General features: G+C 44.4%; 15 protein-coding genes. 4 read left to right on the top strand and 11 right to left on the bottom strand.

The features are described 5' to 3' along the window. Positions 1-789: bifunctional phosphoribosyl-AMP cyclohydrolase/phosphoribosyl-ATP diphosphatase HisIE (gene hisIE / locus IJJ71_RS13875; protein ID WP_296847875.1), on the top strand; the 789-nt coding region annotated here is incomplete at its 5' end. Positions 790-889: 100 nt separating this feature from the next. Here the strand turns inward: hisIE and IJJ71_RS13870 are convergent. The 5 genes from IJJ71_RS13870 to IJJ71_RS13850 are packed head-to-tail and all read right to left on the bottom strand — an operon-like array spanning position 890 to position 4291. After that, on the bottom strand, positions 890-1330 hold the full coding sequence (locus tag IJJ71_RS13870; protein ID WP_296847873.1) for a DUF3021 family protein: 441 nt from the start codon (positions 1328-1330) through the stop codon (positions 890-892). Between the two features lie 12 nt (positions 1331-1342). After that, positions 1343-1780, bottom strand: coding sequence for a LytTR family DNA-binding domain-containing protein (locus IJJ71_RS13865; protein WP_296847871.1), 438 nt, complete (start codon positions 1778-1780; stop codon positions 1343-1345). 39 nt (positions 1781-1819) lie between these two features. Then, a complete protein-coding gene (locus IJJ71_RS13860) occupies positions 1820-2437 on the bottom strand; it encodes a hypothetical protein (RefSeq protein WP_296847869.1) in 618 nt (205 codons plus the stop codon). A 12-nt stretch (positions 2438-2449) separates the two neighbouring features. Beyond that, positions 2450-3619 carry a 4Fe-4S binding protein gene (locus IJJ71_RS13855; protein ID WP_296847866.1) on the bottom strand — a complete coding sequence of 390 codons (1170 nt, stop codon included), beginning with the start codon at positions 3617-3619 and terminating at the stop codon, positions 2450-2452. A gap of 15 nt (positions 3620-3634) precedes the next feature. After that, on the bottom strand, positions 3635-4291 hold the full coding sequence (locus tag IJJ71_RS13850; RefSeq protein ID WP_296847864.1) for a sulfite exporter TauE/SafE family protein: 657 nt from the start codon (positions 4289-4291) through the stop codon (positions 3635-3637). A gap of 164 nt (positions 4292-4455) precedes the next feature. Here IJJ71_RS13850 and IJJ71_RS13845 point away from each other — a divergent pair, with 164 nt between their 5' ends. Next, on the top strand, positions 4456-6546 hold the full coding sequence (locus tag IJJ71_RS13845) for a glutamine synthetase III family protein (protein WP_296847862.1): 2091 nt from the start codon (positions 4456-4458) through the stop codon (positions 6544-6546). 128 nt (positions 6547-6674) lie between these two features. On the opposite strand, the gene purD is transcribed toward IJJ71_RS13845, so the two are convergent. Together purD and IJJ71_RS13835 are read right to left on the bottom strand one after the other, a co-directional pair. Beyond that, complete coding sequence (purD, locus tag IJJ71_RS13840; RefSeq protein WP_296847860.1) at positions 6675-8018, bottom strand: phosphoribosylamine--glycine ligase; 1344 nt, start codon at positions 8016-8018, stop codon at positions 6675-6677. Positions 8019-8029: 11 nt separating this feature from the next. Beyond that, positions 8030-9751, bottom strand: a complete 1722-nt coding sequence (locus IJJ71_RS13835) for a GGDEF domain-containing protein (protein WP_296847858.1) — start codon at positions 9749-9751, stop codon at positions 8030-8032. A gap of 140 nt (positions 9752-9891) precedes the next feature. On the opposite strand from IJJ71_RS13835, the gene IJJ71_RS13830 reads away from it, so the two are divergent. Beyond that, positions 9892-10314: a hypothetical protein gene (locus IJJ71_RS13830; protein ID WP_296847856.1), complete on the top strand. Its 423-nt coding sequence runs from the start codon at positions 9892-9894 to the stop codon at positions 10312-10314. Between the two features lie 317 nt (positions 10315-10631). On the opposite strand, the gene recR is transcribed toward IJJ71_RS13830, so the two are convergent. The 3 genes from recR to dnaX are packed head-to-tail and all read right to left on the bottom strand — an operon-like array spanning position 10632 to position 13696. Then, complete coding sequence (recR, locus tag IJJ71_RS13825) at positions 10632-11222, bottom strand: recombination mediator RecR (protein WP_296847854.1); 591 nt, start codon at positions 11220-11222, stop codon at positions 10632-10634. 21 nt (positions 11223-11243) lie between these two features. After that, entirely contained in the window at positions 11244-11549 is a 306-nt protein-coding gene (locus IJJ71_RS13820) for a YbaB/EbfC family nucleoid-associated protein (protein ID WP_296847852.1), read from the bottom strand. Between the two features lie 35 nt (positions 11550-11584). After that, positions 11585-13696, bottom strand: a complete 2112-nt coding sequence (gene dnaX, locus IJJ71_RS13815; RefSeq protein ID WP_296847850.1) for a DNA polymerase III subunit gamma/tau — start codon at positions 13694-13696, stop codon at positions 11585-11587. A gap of 97 nt (positions 13697-13793) precedes the next feature. Here dnaX and IJJ71_RS13810 point away from each other — a divergent pair, with 97 nt between their 5' ends. Then, the gene (locus IJJ71_RS13810) at positions 13794-14648 is read left to right on the top strand and encodes an ATP-binding cassette domain-containing protein (protein WP_296847848.1); all 855 of its coding nucleotides are present in this window, start codon (positions 13794-13796) and stop codon (positions 14646-14648) included. Between the two features lie 267 nt (positions 14649-14915). Here IJJ71_RS13810 and IJJ71_RS13805 read toward each other — a convergent pair whose 3' ends face one another. Continuing rightward, a complete protein-coding gene (locus IJJ71_RS13805) occupies positions 14916-15554 on the bottom strand; it encodes a CBS and ACT domain-containing protein (protein WP_296847846.1) in 639 nt (212 codons plus the stop codon). Positions 15555-15654: the final 100 nt, after the last annotated feature.

Raw genomic sequence — 15654 nt, 5'->3', positions numbered from 1 at the left:
TTGTTCACTTGTGTCGAAAAAGAAGGCTGTATGCAGGGAACTGACATGGAAGCTTGCAGGGCTTTGCGAGAGGCTGTAAGCTGCCGTGTCGTTGTTGCTGGCGGTGTAAATACTTTGGAGCAGATTGTTGAACTTGAAAAACTCGGCTGCGATGTTCAGCTTGGAATGGCTTTGTACACTGGCAAGGTAAGTCTCAAAGACGCTTTCATCGGCTGTCTCAATTTTGAAAAAGTTGATGGCATGATTCCTGTAATCGCTCAGTCACCAAGCGGCGAGGTTTTGATGATGGGCTATTCTAACAAAGAAGCATTCGAAAAATCTTTTGCAACAGGAAAACTCACTTTCTTTAGCCGCACACGAAATACACTTTGGACAAAAGGCGAGACAAGCGGCCACTTCCTGGAACTTCTCAAAATGCGTGTTGACTGCGACCGGGACACTGTTCTTGCGACTGTCATTCCTCACGGTGGAGTCTGTCATACAGGAAGCTTCACTTGCTTTGGAAGCGAGCCGGATGCAAAATCAAATCTCGAACGACTTTACGGCACGATTGCAGAACGATTCGCAAATCCTCGTCCTGGAAGCTATACTGCAACTCTTGATGCAAAACGGGTTCGCGAAAAGGTCATGGAAGAAGCCGAAGAACTTTGCGATGATGCTGATTCAAAAGAAGAAGTCATCTGGGAAGCTGCGGACTTGCTTTACTTCGTGAGCGTTCTCATGTACAAAGAGGGCGTAAACTGGCAGGATGTCTACGATGAACTTGACAGACGACACAAAGAAAAATAAGATATTCACAATTTAAAAAATAGAGAATTAATAATAAAACCTGTGAACAAATAATAAAAAGTCGAAAGACCTGCGATTTTTTTGATTCGCAGGCCTTTTTTTATGATTCCTTTTTGCGCTCGTGGAGCTTTTCGTTCATTTTTGCGGCGGTTTGTGAATCCTGATGATAGCCGACTATCCACAAAACCAGGTGCACGCAGAAAACTGTCGCAACGATTCCGGCAATGCTTTTCCAGCTGCTCGTATCAAGCCAGTCCAGATAGAAGCCAACGCAAAGCACGACGATGTTCACGAAGATGTAAAATATGATTCTGCTTACAATCAGCTGGATTTTCCCAGGCTCGCGGTCCCTTAAAAAAGGAATGTAGCTTACCGTTGTCAAAAAAGAAATTGCAAGCACGCCCCAAATGTATGAAATGGAAAGAGATACTTTTAATCCGTAAAACAACGCGATGTAAGTCGATGAGCAGATAAAAATCAATGTCGTTGTTTTGGAAAAAAGTGCGATAAGTTCTTTTAATTTTCGTGTGTTCAAAGCCATTTTCTCCTTTTTTTACAATCCGAGCCGTTCTTTTAAAACTGGAACATACATCCGCGAAATAATCACTTTGTAACCGTTTTCAATAGTTGCCTCAAAGCGGCCACCGAAAGCTGGGGCAAGGCTTTTGATTTTATTCAGGTTGATGATGACGGCCTTGTTTGCCCGCATGAAATCTTTTTGAGGAAGTTCATTTTCAAGCTGATAGAGTTTGCTTCTTGTTTCATAGACATCGCTGGCAGTGTAGACAAAAACCCTGTCATCCACGGATTCAAAATAAAAGGCATCGTTGTCATCAATCAGAAAAATGCGGTCATCCTTGTAGACAGTGCGTTTTTGCTTGCCATGCTTGAAACTGTTCAGCAGAGAAATCAGACTTTCATCAAGCACAGAACACCTGACAATCACCTCGTCTTCGCTTCCGTCAGTGTTGTCAAGAATCGTTATCTTCAAAATCCACCTCGATTAATTCAGTATATCAGATGTTTCCAATTATTTCATCTTTATGGAAAGCAATTCTGATTTTGCGGACGAAGTTTCAATCTGATGAATAGCATTTTTTGCCGCATAAACTTTTTGAAGCCACTTGTCCGAAACTGGGAATTTTATACAGCGGACAGTGTTGTTTTTGGTAAGAAAAGTCAGGCCGCTGCAAATTTTTTCCTGATTCGAGTCGTAAACGATACATTCATTTCCGTTGAATTTTACGAAGAAATTCCATTTATTTGATTGGAAAACATCCCTATCCAAAGAAATTTTTATTTCCAAAGGTTTTGATGCTTCCTTTTCGCCTGAAAATTCAAGCTCCAGCTGCCAGTATTCGGGGTAGGGCTGCTTTCCACCGAATGTCGGCTTGCGAACTGTGTAGGACTTGATTCCGCTTGCGCACGAAAAATCACTTCCGTCTGATTCCGAAAATGAGATTTTTTGAGCAATTTCACCACCGTTGTACGGAGAATAAATCTTTAAATTCAAAATTTCTGCAATCATCGTTGAACTTTTTGTACTTGTCGCAAAAAAAACGAGTGGAAAAAACAGACAGATTGTTCCAACGAGCAAAGAAAGACCGTAATATCCTGCCGCAGAAAAGAAATTTTTCATTTTATTCATTTGAATTTCCTCTTACAAAAGTCCCTGTACAAATCCGACTATTCGATTCAAAGAATCTACGACGAAAGAGCCAGACATTGCCGCTCCAAACGAAAATGCCGCGAATCGGAAAAGATTTGCCGGGTCAAGAAATGCCTGAATTCCCCGTCCAAAAGCTGTTCTTGGCTCCGGGTGGCCACAAATTTTTTCAAAATGGAATGAATATGAAATCGCTTTTTCGCTGCAAACTTTTACACATTCTCCGCATTTTGAGCATGTCAGCTCCGGCTTTCCTTTTTTCTCTTTGATTGTTGAGATGTCAATCGCTCCAAAAGGACAAGCTGCCGCACATTTTAGGCATCCCTTGCATTTTTCCGTGTCGATTTTTATGCGGAACAGGCTGAGTCCGTCAGTGAGCGAGGCAAAGGCTCCAAATGGGCACAAAGAGCTGCATTGAGTCCGTCTTTTTGTAAGAATCGGAAGAACTACGACAAGAGCGATGAACAATGATATAAAAACACAGCCTCCGACTATATTAGGCACGGAATTGAAAGGGCTGTATTCAGTGACGGTCTTGAAAGGACAGAACCATGCGCAGTACACGCTTGAAAAAAGTCCGAGTGAAGCAAGTGCGATAAAAGCAAGAAAACCAAATTGAAATTCACGGATTTCCTTGTTGTGCGAAAGAAGATTCAGCCGGCGTTTTTTCCCGATGTGAGAAAAACCTTCTTCCCAGCCGCCGTAAAAGCAAACCCAGCTGCACCAGCCCCGACCGAGCAGAATTGTTGTGACGAACCAAATACCGAGCATACTTGCAATCGAGGCAAAATGTCCTGTGATTCTTGCCGGAAAAATTATTTCTTTTGCCAGCAAAAACGGAAGAAAAACCTGCGGAATTGCGATGTGGCAGAACGGAATTTCCGAAGCCGCACTTGCCGCCGCCGTAATCTCCATGCTTCCGCGTTCATCAATCAGCCGTGCGATAAAAGAAAAAGTAAAAAACAGCGCAAACAAAATTTGAAAAATTCTTCTATATATCACTCCACTTCCTTTGATTTTGCTCTCTGAAAATGTCATTCTTGCGAACAAAAACAAAAGAAAAGCCGCGTAAATTATAGAAGTGACGGAAAAATTCTGCGTCATCACGACAAAAAAGAAAATCACAATTGACATCAAAAAACTTAAGATTATCGAAACTACCATTTTGTGCCCCAAAGATTATTGAAATAAAAGCGGAATAAGTCCCGCAAAGATTATGAAAAAGACTGCGAGCAAAAGCTGGCTTATCCTTGCAATCCGTCGTAAAACAGGCGCGAGTTTGACAAGAATCGGAAAGCCTAAAATCGGAAGGAAAAATGGCATCGTTCCAAGATAAAAAAATATAAAATAGAAGAATCCTGAAAGTCCGTGCCCGCCGAACATAGACCGTGCGATTGCCGTCCATAAAGGCGGACAAATGTGAAGTCCTACAGAAAGACCCGCAAAAATTGCTGTAAGCTTGTCATTTCCTAGACGATGCAATTTTCTGCATTTACAGCCACCGTGAGCGTCATTTCCCCAGGGAAATTTTACGCCAAGTGAATTCACCAAAAGCACTGAGCCGCATAAAATGTACGCGATTTGAGAAAGTCTTCTTGCGAGGACAGGATTGAAAAAATCTTCCAGAAGAATTCCTGCCATTGCAAAAACAGCCCCAAGAATCATGTACATCAAAAAACGGCCTGCCAGAAAAAGGAAAGTGAGCGACAGATTGCGTTTCTGATTTAAATCCTGCACACCGAACAAAAACGGAACTAAAACCGGCGCACAATACATCGTGCAGTAAGTTCCAGTTGAAAATCCGAGTAGCAAAGGTTCAATAAAAAATGTCATCATGATTTCGAGTATATTCGCGGAAAGAAACGAAAACAATCAGCTAAAAGGTGAGTTGCAAGGAAGAGGGGATAAGTTGCAGAAAGGAAGATGTGAAATTTTCGGATTGAATCGCTATACCACAAAAGGGCGATTTATGATAATCTTAATCCTAAATAGGAGAAAAGATGAACAATACTGTACCAGAATTGTTTGGAAGCATGGTTTTCAATGATGATGTGATGAGGGCGCGTCTGCCAAAAGACACTTACAAATCGCTCAGAAAGACTATTCAGCAAGGCTCACCTCTGGAGCTTGATGTTGCGAATGTCGTTGCGAATGCGATGAAAGACTGGGCTATTGAAAAAGGTGCTACTCACTTTACGCACTGGTTCCAGCCGCTCACTGGCGTTACTGCCGAAAAGCACGACTCTTTTATTTCTCCGAACGGTTCCGGCGTTATCATGGAATTTTCGGGCAAAGAGCTTGTAAAGGGCGAAGTTGACGGCTCTTCTTTCCCTTCTGGCGGAATTCGTGCCACTTTTGAGGCCCGCGGTTACACAGCTTGGGATCCAACCAGCTACGCTTTTATCAAAGACGGCTCTCTTTACATCCCGACCGCATTCTGTTCGTACACAGGCGAATCTTTGGACAAAAAGACTCCGCTCCTTCGCTCAATGGAAGCTTTGAACACTCAGGCACTCCGCATTTTACGCCTCTTCGGAAATACATCTGCAAAACGAGTGATTACAACTGTAGGCCCTGAGCAGGAGTACTTCTTAATCGACAAAAAACTTTGGGAACAGCGAAAGGATTTGATTTTCACTGGCCGCACTCTCTTTGGCTCAATGCCACCGAAAGGTCAGGAAATGGACGATCACTACTACGGCTCAATCAAACCTCGAATTGCTGAGTTCATGGCTGACTTGGACAATGAGCTTTGGAAGCTCGGAATTTTGAGCAAGACAAAGCACAATGAGGTTGCTCCGGCTCAGCACGAAATGGCTCCAATTTTCACCACGACAAACTTGAGTGCAGACCAGAACCAGCTCACAATGCGTTTGATGAAAGAAGTCGCTTTGAAGCACGGATTGTACTGCTTGCTTGCCGAAAAACCATTTGCTGGCGTAAACGGAAGCGGAAAGCACAACAACTGGTCTATGAGCACTGATGACGGCTTCAATCTTCTTGAACCGGGCGAAACTCCACGCGAGAACGCACAGTTCCTTCTCATGCTTACGGCTGTTATTCAGGCTGTGGACAAGCATCAGGATTTGCTCCGTGACAGCGTTGCTTCTGCCGGAAACGACCACCGACTGGGTGCAAACGAGGCTCCTCCTGCCATCATCTCAATGTTCATCGGCGACGAATTGCAGGCCGTCCTTGATTCAATCGAAAACGGCTCTCCTTACAGCCAGAAAACAAAAGAAAAAATGCAGATTGGCGTTTCTGTTCTTCCGGCAATTCCAAAGGACACGACAGACCGAAACCGAACTTCACCGTTCGCATTCACCGGAAACAAATTTGAGTTCCGTTCGCTCGGCTCTTCTCTTTCAATTTCCGGTCCGAACGTCGTTCTGAACACAATTGTTGCTGAAACTCTGGACGAATTTGCCACACGGCTTGAATCATCAAGTGACTTGAATGCGGATTTGCAGGAACTTATCAAAGAAAAAATTATCGAGCACAAAAAAATCATCTTCAACGGTAACGGCTACGATGACGAATGGGTGCGCGAGGCCGAAAAGCGAGGTCTTTTGAATCTCAAAACTTTGCCGGACGCAATGGAGCACTATCTGGATGCTCAGAATATCGAAATGTTCACAAAATACGGCGTTTACAGCGAAAGCGAGATGAAGAGTCACCACGAAGTTAAGCTCGAAAAATACTCGAAAGTGCTCAACATCGAAGTAAACACAATGCTCGACATGATTTATAAGGACATTTTGCCGGCAAGCTATGCTTACATGAACGCGGTCGCAGAGTCGGCTTCAAAAGTGATGGCAATTGTTCCGAACGCAAAATGTTCTGCTCAGGCAAACGTGCTCAAAGAAATCAGCGCGCTTTCGGATAAGCTCGACAGCGAGGCTCAGAAGCTCGAAAAACTTCACAACGAAGCAGTCTCAATCGACGATGTTCCAAAACAGGCGCGCTTCTACGCCGACAAAGTGATTCCGCAGATGGAAGCAACTCGTGCCGTAGCAGACAAAATCGAGCCAATCCTCGGCGAAAAATACAAGCCGTATCCTTCTTATTCCGACTTGCTGTTTAGGGTATAAAATAAACCACAGATTACACAAATGTCACAGATTTTTTATTTGTAAAAAGAAAGTCTCTCGTATTTCACGGGAGACTTTCTTTTTGGGAAAACATAATCTGAGTAATCTGAGTAATCTGTGGTTAAAAACTAGTTACTTTCTGCTGCGCCAGGCAAACCGATGTCTTTTCGGAAGAACATTCCTTCAAATTTTACGCCGGCCATAGCATCGTAAGCTTTCTGCCAGGCTTCTTCGAAAGTTGAGCCGTGTGCTGAGCAAGCCAAAACTCGGCCGCCAGAAGTGAGCAATGTCGGAGAATTGACACGGCGCTCTTTGACTGCACCTGCGATGAACACTTTTGCGCCGGCTTTTTCAATCAGCTGCTTGGCGAAAGTGATTTCCTTGCCTTTTTCGTATTTGAGTGGATATCCGCCGCTTACCGCAACAGGCGCAACCTGAAATCCGCTCTTCCATTTCATTTCGAAAGAATTCAAAGTGCCGTTCATGATTGCCTGGCACAATTCAGCAAAGTCAAAGTCCATCATCGGGAGGACAGCCTGTGTTTCCGGGTCGCCCAAGCGAACATTGTATTCGAGGGCTTTCGGTCCGTCTTTTGTAATCATGAGACCGAAGAAAATGAATCCGCGGTAGTCCATCTTTTCGGCGATAAGGCCTTTGAGTGTTGGTTCAAGAATATTTTTTTCGAATGCAGCCATTGTCTCGGCTGTGACATCACTGAGCGGGCAGACAGCACCCATTCCGCCTGTGTTCGGGCCTTTTGCTCCGTCGAGCAAGCGTTTGTGGTCGCGGGCAGGCAGGAAAGCTTTGATACAAGCCTTTCCGTTTGCGGCAGATTCTTCTGTGACGCTTACGGCTGCCAAAACTGAAATTTCAACGCCCTGCAAGTATTCTTCGATGACGAGCTTTTTGCCGGCATCTCCGACTGCGCTTCCGTCCATTAAGTCCTTGACGGCTTTTTCGGCTTCGTCGAGAGTTTTTGCAACGACAACGCCTTTGCCTGCTGCCAGTCCGTCTGCTTTTACGACGATTGGAGCACCCTTTGAGCGCACATAAGCGAGGGCTGCTTCTTTATCGGTGAAAGTTTCTGAAGCTGCGCAAGCGACTCCGTATTTTTTCATGAAGACTTTTGACAAATCTTTTGAAGCTTCGAGTGCCGCACCCTTTGATTTTGGGCCGACTGTTGGGATTCCTGCGTTCCAAAGGGCATCGGCGATCCCGTCTGCAAGCGGATCTTCCGGGCCGATTACAGCAAAATCAACTTTTTCGCTTTTTGCGACAGAAACTGCTGCATCATTGAACGAGAGATTTTCTAACTCAGGATTATCCTTTGGGGTGATGTTACGGCATTTTGCTTCAACTGCTGTTCCGCCGTTACCTGGCACACAGATTACTTCTGATATAAGATTTGACTGTGCGAGCCGCCATGCAATTGTATGCTCACGGCCGCCGCTTCCAATAACTAAAACTTTCATATTAATATATTTTACAGAATTTCAGAAAGTTTTCTAGCCACTAGAAGCGCGAATGTGATTTTATCCCTTTTGAATGTTCTTGCCGGCTTGTACAAATCGTAACAAATCAGAAGGTCTTCGTCATTTTTGTTTTTCAAGCGGATTTCAATTGTCGAAGAAATGTTCGTTGCGCGGTAAAATGCGTATCTTTCGCCGTTGATTGAGTTTAGAACATTCGTGTTGTCGAGGTGCAGAAAGCCGAATTCGTTGAAAAGTTTGAAGTAATCCTTTGCGGTTTTTAGATATTCCCCGCGCGAATCAACTTCATCGATGCCCGCAAGATACAGAAGATTGAAATCTTTGTCGTAAATCGTGACTTTCGATATTTGCAAGTAGCCAATCAGCAGATTTAAAATCTCGTAAATTGCATTTTTGTCTGATTCTTTGCAGTGGCAGAATTTTTCGAGGATTTCTATTTCGGAATTTACGCAATCCATGAAGAATTTGCCTGTTGTTATGCAGTCATCGACCTGCTTGTTTTCGATAAGAATTTTGTCGTGAATTTCCGGCTTGTAGAGAATGTAGCAGTTGCGGCCACGATATTTTGCGATGTAAAGTGACTTGTCTGCAAGCTCGAAAAGCCGCTCGTAATTCGGGGCATTTTCTGGGAACCGCGCAATACCCATTGAGCAAGTTACAAAACTGTCCGGCTCAACATTGGTGATGTTCCATTGGATTCCTGTGCGGATGTTTCTTGTGATGTTGCGGATGTCGTCTTCGTCCGTTACATCAAGAAGAATGAGGAATTCGTCGCCACCGATTCGGCCAGCAATGCCGCGGCCTTTGATTGCATCGTTTATGCAGTTCGCGATAGTGACCAAAACCCTGTCGCCGAAAAGATGTCCGTAAGAGTCGTTACATTCCTTGAATTTGTCAGTGTCGAGGATTACAAGCGAGCACGGAGCTTTTTCTTCGTTGATTTTTTTGATTGCAAGCTCCGTGATTGCCTTTTTGTTGTATAGACCTGTAAGACCATCCCGACTTTCGGAATATGTGTTCATCACAGGCTCGTTTTCTTTGTTGAGGTTGATTGAAGCTACGATTAATGTGTTGTTTCTCGTGCTTGTTTTGAGTGTGTGAATTGTAAGGATATTTTTGTTCAGCTGCAGAAGAGTGTAATATTTGTTCGCAACAAAATTTTCGATGTTTTCGAACATTGCATCCAGCTGAGTTAAAGTGTCGTCGTTATAAAGATTAAGTTTAAATGTGTTTTTGAGGTAATCCTTGAAAGGCTCTTTTTGCCCGTCAAAAATCGTGTTCAAATCTTTTGTATTTTTGAGCGTGTATTTTTTTCCATCGTAAAGAAAATAGTACGAGTCAAAATTCTGCATGAGCGCGGTAAGCTCTCGGCTTTCCATGAGAGCCTTGTCCAAAAGCTGCCGTGAATATGAAAGTTCCTCGATTACGACATTGAAAAGCTTGCCTGTTTTTATGATTGTAAAAATGCAGGAAATGTAATTTTCGTAGGGTTTGATGTTTGCAAGAAAATTGCGCCTCGGAAATCCATCTGTAAAATTTGAAAGAAAATATTTGAAATTTTTTACATCAGGCTCTTCGAGGATATACGAAAGATTTATGTTGAAGTCTGTTCTATGAATCAGCCTGAGAAAAGCCCTGTTACCATCTTTGACATTTAGGTCTTTGTCTATTACAAAACTGATGTCACTAAGTCGCCTTTTTGTTAACGGATTCAAAATACTCTCCAAAATTGATTTTTAAATTAAAACCTTATCTATTATATAACTAGTCGGAAAATTTTTAAAATAAATTCGTAAAAATTTAACAAATTCATACAAATTTTGTACAATCCCGAAAAATTTCCGATAATCATTTTATGGATTATTTCTTTCTATTTATTGGCTCTGTAATTTTGATTTTAGCCCTGATGATTTTTATGAAATTCAAGAAGATGCAGGCTCGAACGGCTCCCAAAGACAATGGCTTACGCACCCAGAAAAATGAAAACGGCGGAGTAGAATTCGTAAGATGCCCGCTCTGCTCAACCCCGCTCGCAAAAAACGAAGATATGTTCTCAAGAATTTACCGCCCCATGAACACTCCCGACCAGAGAATGACAGTCCACGGCTGCCCGCACTGCTATCCCCGCCCAGAACCCGGCGTAAAAAGATTGTGCCCCGTCTGCGGAAAAGAAGTGCCCCCAGAAGGAGAACTAATAGCCCGCCTCTTCAACCGCACGGAAGGGAAGAAACATGTAATGATTACAGGATGTAGTGTGTGCTACAAGGGCAGAAATTAGCAATTAGCAATTAGGAATTAGCAAGGAGCAATTTTTTGGGCGCATTCCTCACTTTCGTTCGGGTCGCTATGCATATGTGCGTAAGCACATATGTCAATAATTTCTACTAACGCAAACGAGCGAAGCGAGTATGTACGCGGTTCCGCTGTCGCTCCATTGCTCCGTTCGCTTTGCTCACTATGCAGACGCCCGCATGGAGGCGGGTAAAAGCAAAGAGAGAAAATTCAAACGGCAAAGTTAACGATATTTGCCGTGTTTGCCTTTAGGTGAACAGAATTTTCTCGTTAGAACAAAAATACAAGGATGTATTTTTTGTTCTAAATCTTCATTCTGCCGCGGAAGCTTCTTGCTAGTGTTAGCCTGTCCGCATATTCCAAATCTCCGCCAACCGGGAGACCGCTTGCAAGGCGTGTTACTGTTAGGCCTTCGATTTCTGATAAAAGCCGCTGGATGTAGAGAGCCGTTGTGTCGCCTTCGACTGTTGGATTGGTGGCGATGATTACTTCCTTGACCGAGCCACTTCGAACGCGCTCCAAAAGCTGGGCTATTCTGAGCTGGTCCGGGCCGATTCCTTCGAGCGGAGCGATTACGCCGCCGAGAACATGGAAAAGTCCGGAAAATTCATGGGAACTTTCGATTGTGGCAACATCCTGAGGCTGCTCTACAACGCAGATAACGCTCTGGTCACGCATCGGGTTTGAGCAGATTGGACATGGATCTGTTTCTGTCCATGCGCCACAGATTGAGCAGGCGTGAATTTTTTCTTGTAAGGTTGCAAGCTGATTCGCAAAACGCGCTATCCAGGCAGAATCCGCTTTGAGAATATAATTTACAAGCCTTCCCGCTGATTTTTTGCCTATTCCGGGAAGCCGTGAAAATGAGTCGGTGAGTTCGTCAATCGCAGTCATCAGAAAATCCCAAAATCAAACTTACAGTCCAGGAATGTTCAAGCCGCCGAGCAAAGAGCCTGATTTTTCTTTGATTCGCTCCTGAACCTTGTCCATAGCCGCATGATGAGCCGCAACAATCAAATCCTGAAGCATCTGAACGTCGCGTGGGTCAACTGCAATCGGGTCAAGCTTGACTGCTGTGACTTCAAATTTTCCGTTGAGCGTAACCTGAACGATATTTCCGCCCGAAGATCCTGTCTCGCTAATCTGAGCCAGCTCTTCCTTCATTGTGTTCATTGTTCCCTCAAGGTTCTTGAGGTTTTTTACCATATCAAATGGATTCATATTTTCTCCCATAAATTATTTTAGAAATTAATTGTTTATTCCTCGTCCTCATCGTCAGAAGAGTTTCCTGCATTTGCTTTTTCTGCATTTCGTTGTGCGGTTTCATTTGCGATTTCCTGTTCGGTTTTCTTTGAGTGACCGATAATCTGGCCTTTGAAAGTGTCGCACAAGATTTTTACCTGAACCGGGGCATTCTGCTCGATTGGAGCGGCTGCTACAATCTGCTTTAGGTTGACTTCAAAACGCACTTTTTCGCCGAGAAGTTCCGAAAGGAAAGCCGAAATATTCTGTGCGTGGCTGTCGAGCTGCATTTTCAAGAATGTTGAGCTTACCTGCGTGGTGACAGTGCCGCTTGATTTTATCCATTCGCCAGTCTGCAAAAGAGAACTTCCAATCATCGGGTCGCGCATGGAAAGTTCTTTGATTGCAATGCTTCGGAAATCTGAGGAATTATCGCTCTGGTTCGGTGTGGCCGCCGCTGTTTGTTGAGGCGGTACAGCTCCGCCGTAGCTAAAAGATGGCTGACTTACGCTCGGAGCGGCATCGGGTGGCGTGGGATCTGGAGGAGCGAAATCATCTGTTGTAGTTCCCATGTCAGGCGGAACGGACTGCGCGCTGAAAAATTGCGGCGGAGTGTTCGGCTGTGATGTAGTTGCTTGAGGTGCGAAAGTTTCCTGCTGCTGAGAAGCTGTCTGATTTGCAAAAGATGCCTGTGGCTGTGCTGGTGTGCTTGCCGGAGCCGGATTTGCAGGTGGCGGTGCGAAAATATTCCGTACAGGGGCAGAACTTGCCTGCGGTGTATCGCGTGGAACATCTGTAACTACGCGGTTAAGATACGGATTTGCAGAAGTTTGCGGAGCACTTGCTTGTGGCTGTGAAGGCTGACCAGGCTCATTCTGTGGCATTGAAATGAACTGCCGTGGAGCCTGAGTTTGAGCCTGTGCGACATTCTGCGGTGTATTTTGATGTGGAACTTGACCGCCACTAACAGCTGACGAATTTCCCTGCATCAAAAGAGATTTTGCTTCATCAATTGCCTTTTTGACTTCACTTGGAGAAACATACTGACTGAGCCAGCTCAAACGTGAGAAAGCCAGTTCCAGCTCATATCGCGGAGAAAGAGAATAGCGGATGTCACGGTAAAGCTGCAAAAGAATCGAAAGCGCGCGTTCAAGCTGAATCGGATTCCATGTCTGCAAAACAATCTGCGAATACCTGTCACGAGACTGGCCGAGCAAAGCTTCTTTTGTGATTCCAGCCCTTATCAATAGAAGAGAACGCAAATAATCCGTGCAGTTTACGATAAATTGTTCGATTGAAACTCCGTTCTGCAAGAATTCATCGATTTTAAGAAGTGCTTCCTGAGTTTTGTTCTGGGCGGCATCCTCAAAAATAGCATTGAGACGGTCAACACCGACCAGACCGAGCTTGTCACGGATTTTGTCATAAGTGATATGATCGCCACTAAAAGCTGCAACCTGGTCGAAAAGCGTGTAAGCGTCGCGGACAGAGCCAGTTGACTCTCGCGCAACCCAGTAAAGTGCCTCGTCATCGGCCTTGATATTGATTTCTGCGGCTGCCTCAGCCAAAAGCTGCTTGACCCGCTCAATCGGAACAAGACGGAAATTGAATTGCTGACATCGAGACTTAATCGTAGCAGGAACTTTCTGCAATTCAGTGGTGGCAAAAATGAAAATACAGTATGGAGGCGGCTCTTCGATAGTTTTCAAAAGTGCGTTGAATGCCGAGGTGGAAAGCATGTGCACCTCGTCGATAATGTAAATCTTGTATCGTGAACCCTGCGGCGGAAAGAGAACCTCATCTTTAATCTGACGAACATCGTTTACGGAAGTATTTGAAGCACCGTCGATTTCGATTACATCAGTGCTCGCTCCTTTGGTGATTTCCAAACATTGCTGACATTTTCCACAAGGAGTGGCAGTCGGGCCGTTCGCACAGTTGAGAGCTTTTGCCAGAATTCGGGCAGTAGAAGTTTTTCCACAACCTCGCGGGCCTGAAAAAAGATAAGCATGAGCAATTTTCTGAGATTGAATCGCATTCTTGAGCGTTTCGGCAACAAATTCCTGACCAGCAAGAGCCTCAAACGCCTGAGGTCTGCGACGGGTAGCGGTAACTTCGTAAGACATGCCATCATTTTAGCTGAAAGGCGGGCTTTTTACAATAATTTGTATGCAGTCATTCTTTCTTCTTTTCTTTTTCACGAATTTTCAGTATCTTTAAAACATGAATAACACAGATTTTCTTGAAATTAACGATATAACTTTCACTTACCCGGCCGTTGAGGGCGACTTGGACGAGAACGGCAAACAGATTGAGCCAAAACCGATTTTCGAGCATTTTTCGGCAACGCTTCCAAAGGGCTTCGTTAGCTTTGTCGGTCAGAACGGTTGCGGAAAGACCACTCTCATGCTTCTGGCAAGCGGGCGGCTGGCACCTCAGAGCGGCACTGTTTCTCTTCTTGGGCAGAATCCTGCAAAACTGGACGACGAGCAAAAAAATCTCCTTGCTTCGGTCATTTATCAGAACATGGAATTTGAAACCGAGGACAAAGTTAGCGAGCTTCTTTCATTCGTTTATCAGAATGGTGCGCTCAAAGGCAACGCTAAGGCAATCCGAAACACGACCGAGGGCGGGGACCTTCTTAACGAGGTAATCGATGTTTTTGAGCTTAAAGATGTCCTCGACCACGCACTCACACATTTGAGCAAAGGCGAGATTCAGCGGGTTCTGCTTGCGTTCGGCATTTTGTACGGCAGCGCATCGCTTTTCATGGACGAGCCACTTTTTGCAATGGAGCCGCATCAAAAGGAAACAGCCCTTGCTTATCTCAAAGAATATGTTCACAAGACTGGTACCACGATTTACATTTCAATGCATGAGCTTGATTTAACCAAAAAGTATGCCGACACTGTTCTGCTCTTCTACCCTAACCGCGACATGGCACTCGGCACTCCAGAAGAAGTCCTCACCCGCGACGATGTGGAAAAGGCTTATGGCGTTCCGTATGCAATGCTCAAAGACCACGAAAACCTCAGTCGCGAGTATCTCAATTCTCTGAGTAAAAAGGAAGAAAAATAGGCGCGAATTTTCTGGCTTGCGCCCTTCCGCTTATCTGCCTACTGGAACTTTCAAATACAAACTTAATTCGTATTCAAAAGATTATAGTATGAGCGGAAAATACTGCGTTTCACCGACTTTAGGATTGATGTGGAACTTCTAAGTTCTTGCTAGCTATGGCAATCAGCATGTTTTAGCAACAAGGCTGTCCAAAGAAGTTTTTGCTTCCCGGACAGCCTTGTTTTTTGAGAATTGAATCGTGTGGGCTTTCCCACAGACGAACGGCTTTTAGCGGATATCTTTGATGTCGCAGCCTACTTTGCCCAAAATATCTTCGACCTGTTCTTTTTTGAGGCCGATTATTTTGATAGTGACAAGGCGTTTGCTCACATCGCTTCCGTCGGCCGTGATAACTGAGACAATCTTGCCGTTCTGGTCAGCGATTGCCTTGCTGATTTTTGCAAGTTCGCCCGGATTGTCGCTCAATTCGACTTCAACACGCACACCGTCGTATTTGAATCCGAACATATCGACAACTGCCCTGAAAAGGTCTGTCTTTGTGAGAATTCCCGAAAGAACCTCACCGTCCATGACGATAAGGCTTGAAATCCCCTTCTCGGACATGATTTTTGCGGCTTCCTCAATCGTAGCATCCTTTTGAATCGTAATCGGCTGCTTTTTCATCACTTTTTCGACAGTGATTTTTGAAAGAAGATAGCTTAGTTCGTAAATATCGAGCGTAGTTGCATTTGAAGGCATGGTTTTCTTTAAATCAGTCTTCGTAATCACGCCAATCAGCTTGCCAGAATCATCGAGGACAGGAACTTTTGTAATCTGTTCCCTGTCCATCATGTTTTTGACATTTGCAATCAACTCTTTTGGGTTGGTATAAATCGGGTTTTTGGTCATAAAATCGCGTACAATCATAGTAAATCTCCTCTTACACTTATATGATAGCACACATTCTTAGAATTCAATAGGAATTTTTCATGCCAACAGCCATTTCCACATGGGAAGAACACTTACG

It is taken from the genome of Treponema sp. (assembly GCF_017430385.1).
Classification (GTDB): Bacteria; Spirochaetota; Spirochaetia; order Treponematales; family Treponemataceae; genus Treponema_D.
This window is presented reverse-complemented; position numbering and strand designations above follow the sequence as displayed.

Bases quoted from the DNA above. Each gene is read 5' to 3' on its own strand.
- IJJ71_RS13830 (WP_296847856.1), top strand. From the start codon at position 9,892: ATGGATTATTTCTTTCTATTTATTGGCTCTGTAATTTTGATTTTAGCC.
- purD (WP_296847860.1), bottom strand. From the start codon at position 8,018: ATGAAAGTTTTAGTTATTGGAAGCGGCGGCCGTGAGCATACAATTGCA.
- IJJ71_RS13850 (WP_296847864.1), bottom strand. From the start codon at position 4,291: ATGATGACATTTTTTATTGAACCTTTGCTACTCGGATTTTCAACTGGA.
- dnaX (WP_296847850.1), bottom strand. From the start codon at position 13,696: ATGTCTTACGAAGTTACCGCTACCCGTCGCAGACCTCAGGCGTTTGAG.
- IJJ71_RS13860 (WP_296847869.1), bottom strand. From the start codon at position 2,437: ATGAATAAAATGAAAAATTTCTTTTCTGCGGCAGGATATTACGGTCTT.
- IJJ71_RS13845 (WP_296847862.1), top strand. From the start codon at position 4,456: ATGAACAATACTGTACCAGAATTGTTTGGAAGCATGGTTTTCAATGAT.
- IJJ71_RS13855 (WP_296847866.1), bottom strand. From the start codon at position 3,619: ATGGTAGTTTCGATAATCTTAAGTTTTTTGATGTCAATTGTGATTTTC.
- IJJ71_RS13810 (WP_296847848.1), top strand. From the start codon at position 13,794: ATGAATAACACAGATTTTCTTGAAATTAACGATATAACTTTCACTTAC.
- IJJ71_RS13820 (WP_296847852.1), bottom strand. From the start codon at position 11,549: ATGAATCCATTTGATATGGTAAAAAACCTCAAGAACCTTGAGGGAACA.
- recR (WP_296847854.1), bottom strand. From the start codon at position 11,222: ATGACTGCGATTGACGAACTCACCGACTCATTTTCACGGCTTCCCGGA.
- IJJ71_RS13805 (WP_296847846.1), bottom strand. From the start codon at position 15,554: ATGATTGTACGCGATTTTATGACCAAAAACCCGATTTATACCAACCCA.
- IJJ71_RS13870 (WP_296847873.1), bottom strand. From the start codon at position 1,330: ATGGCTTTGAACACACGAAAATTAAAAGAACTTATCGCACTTTTTTCC.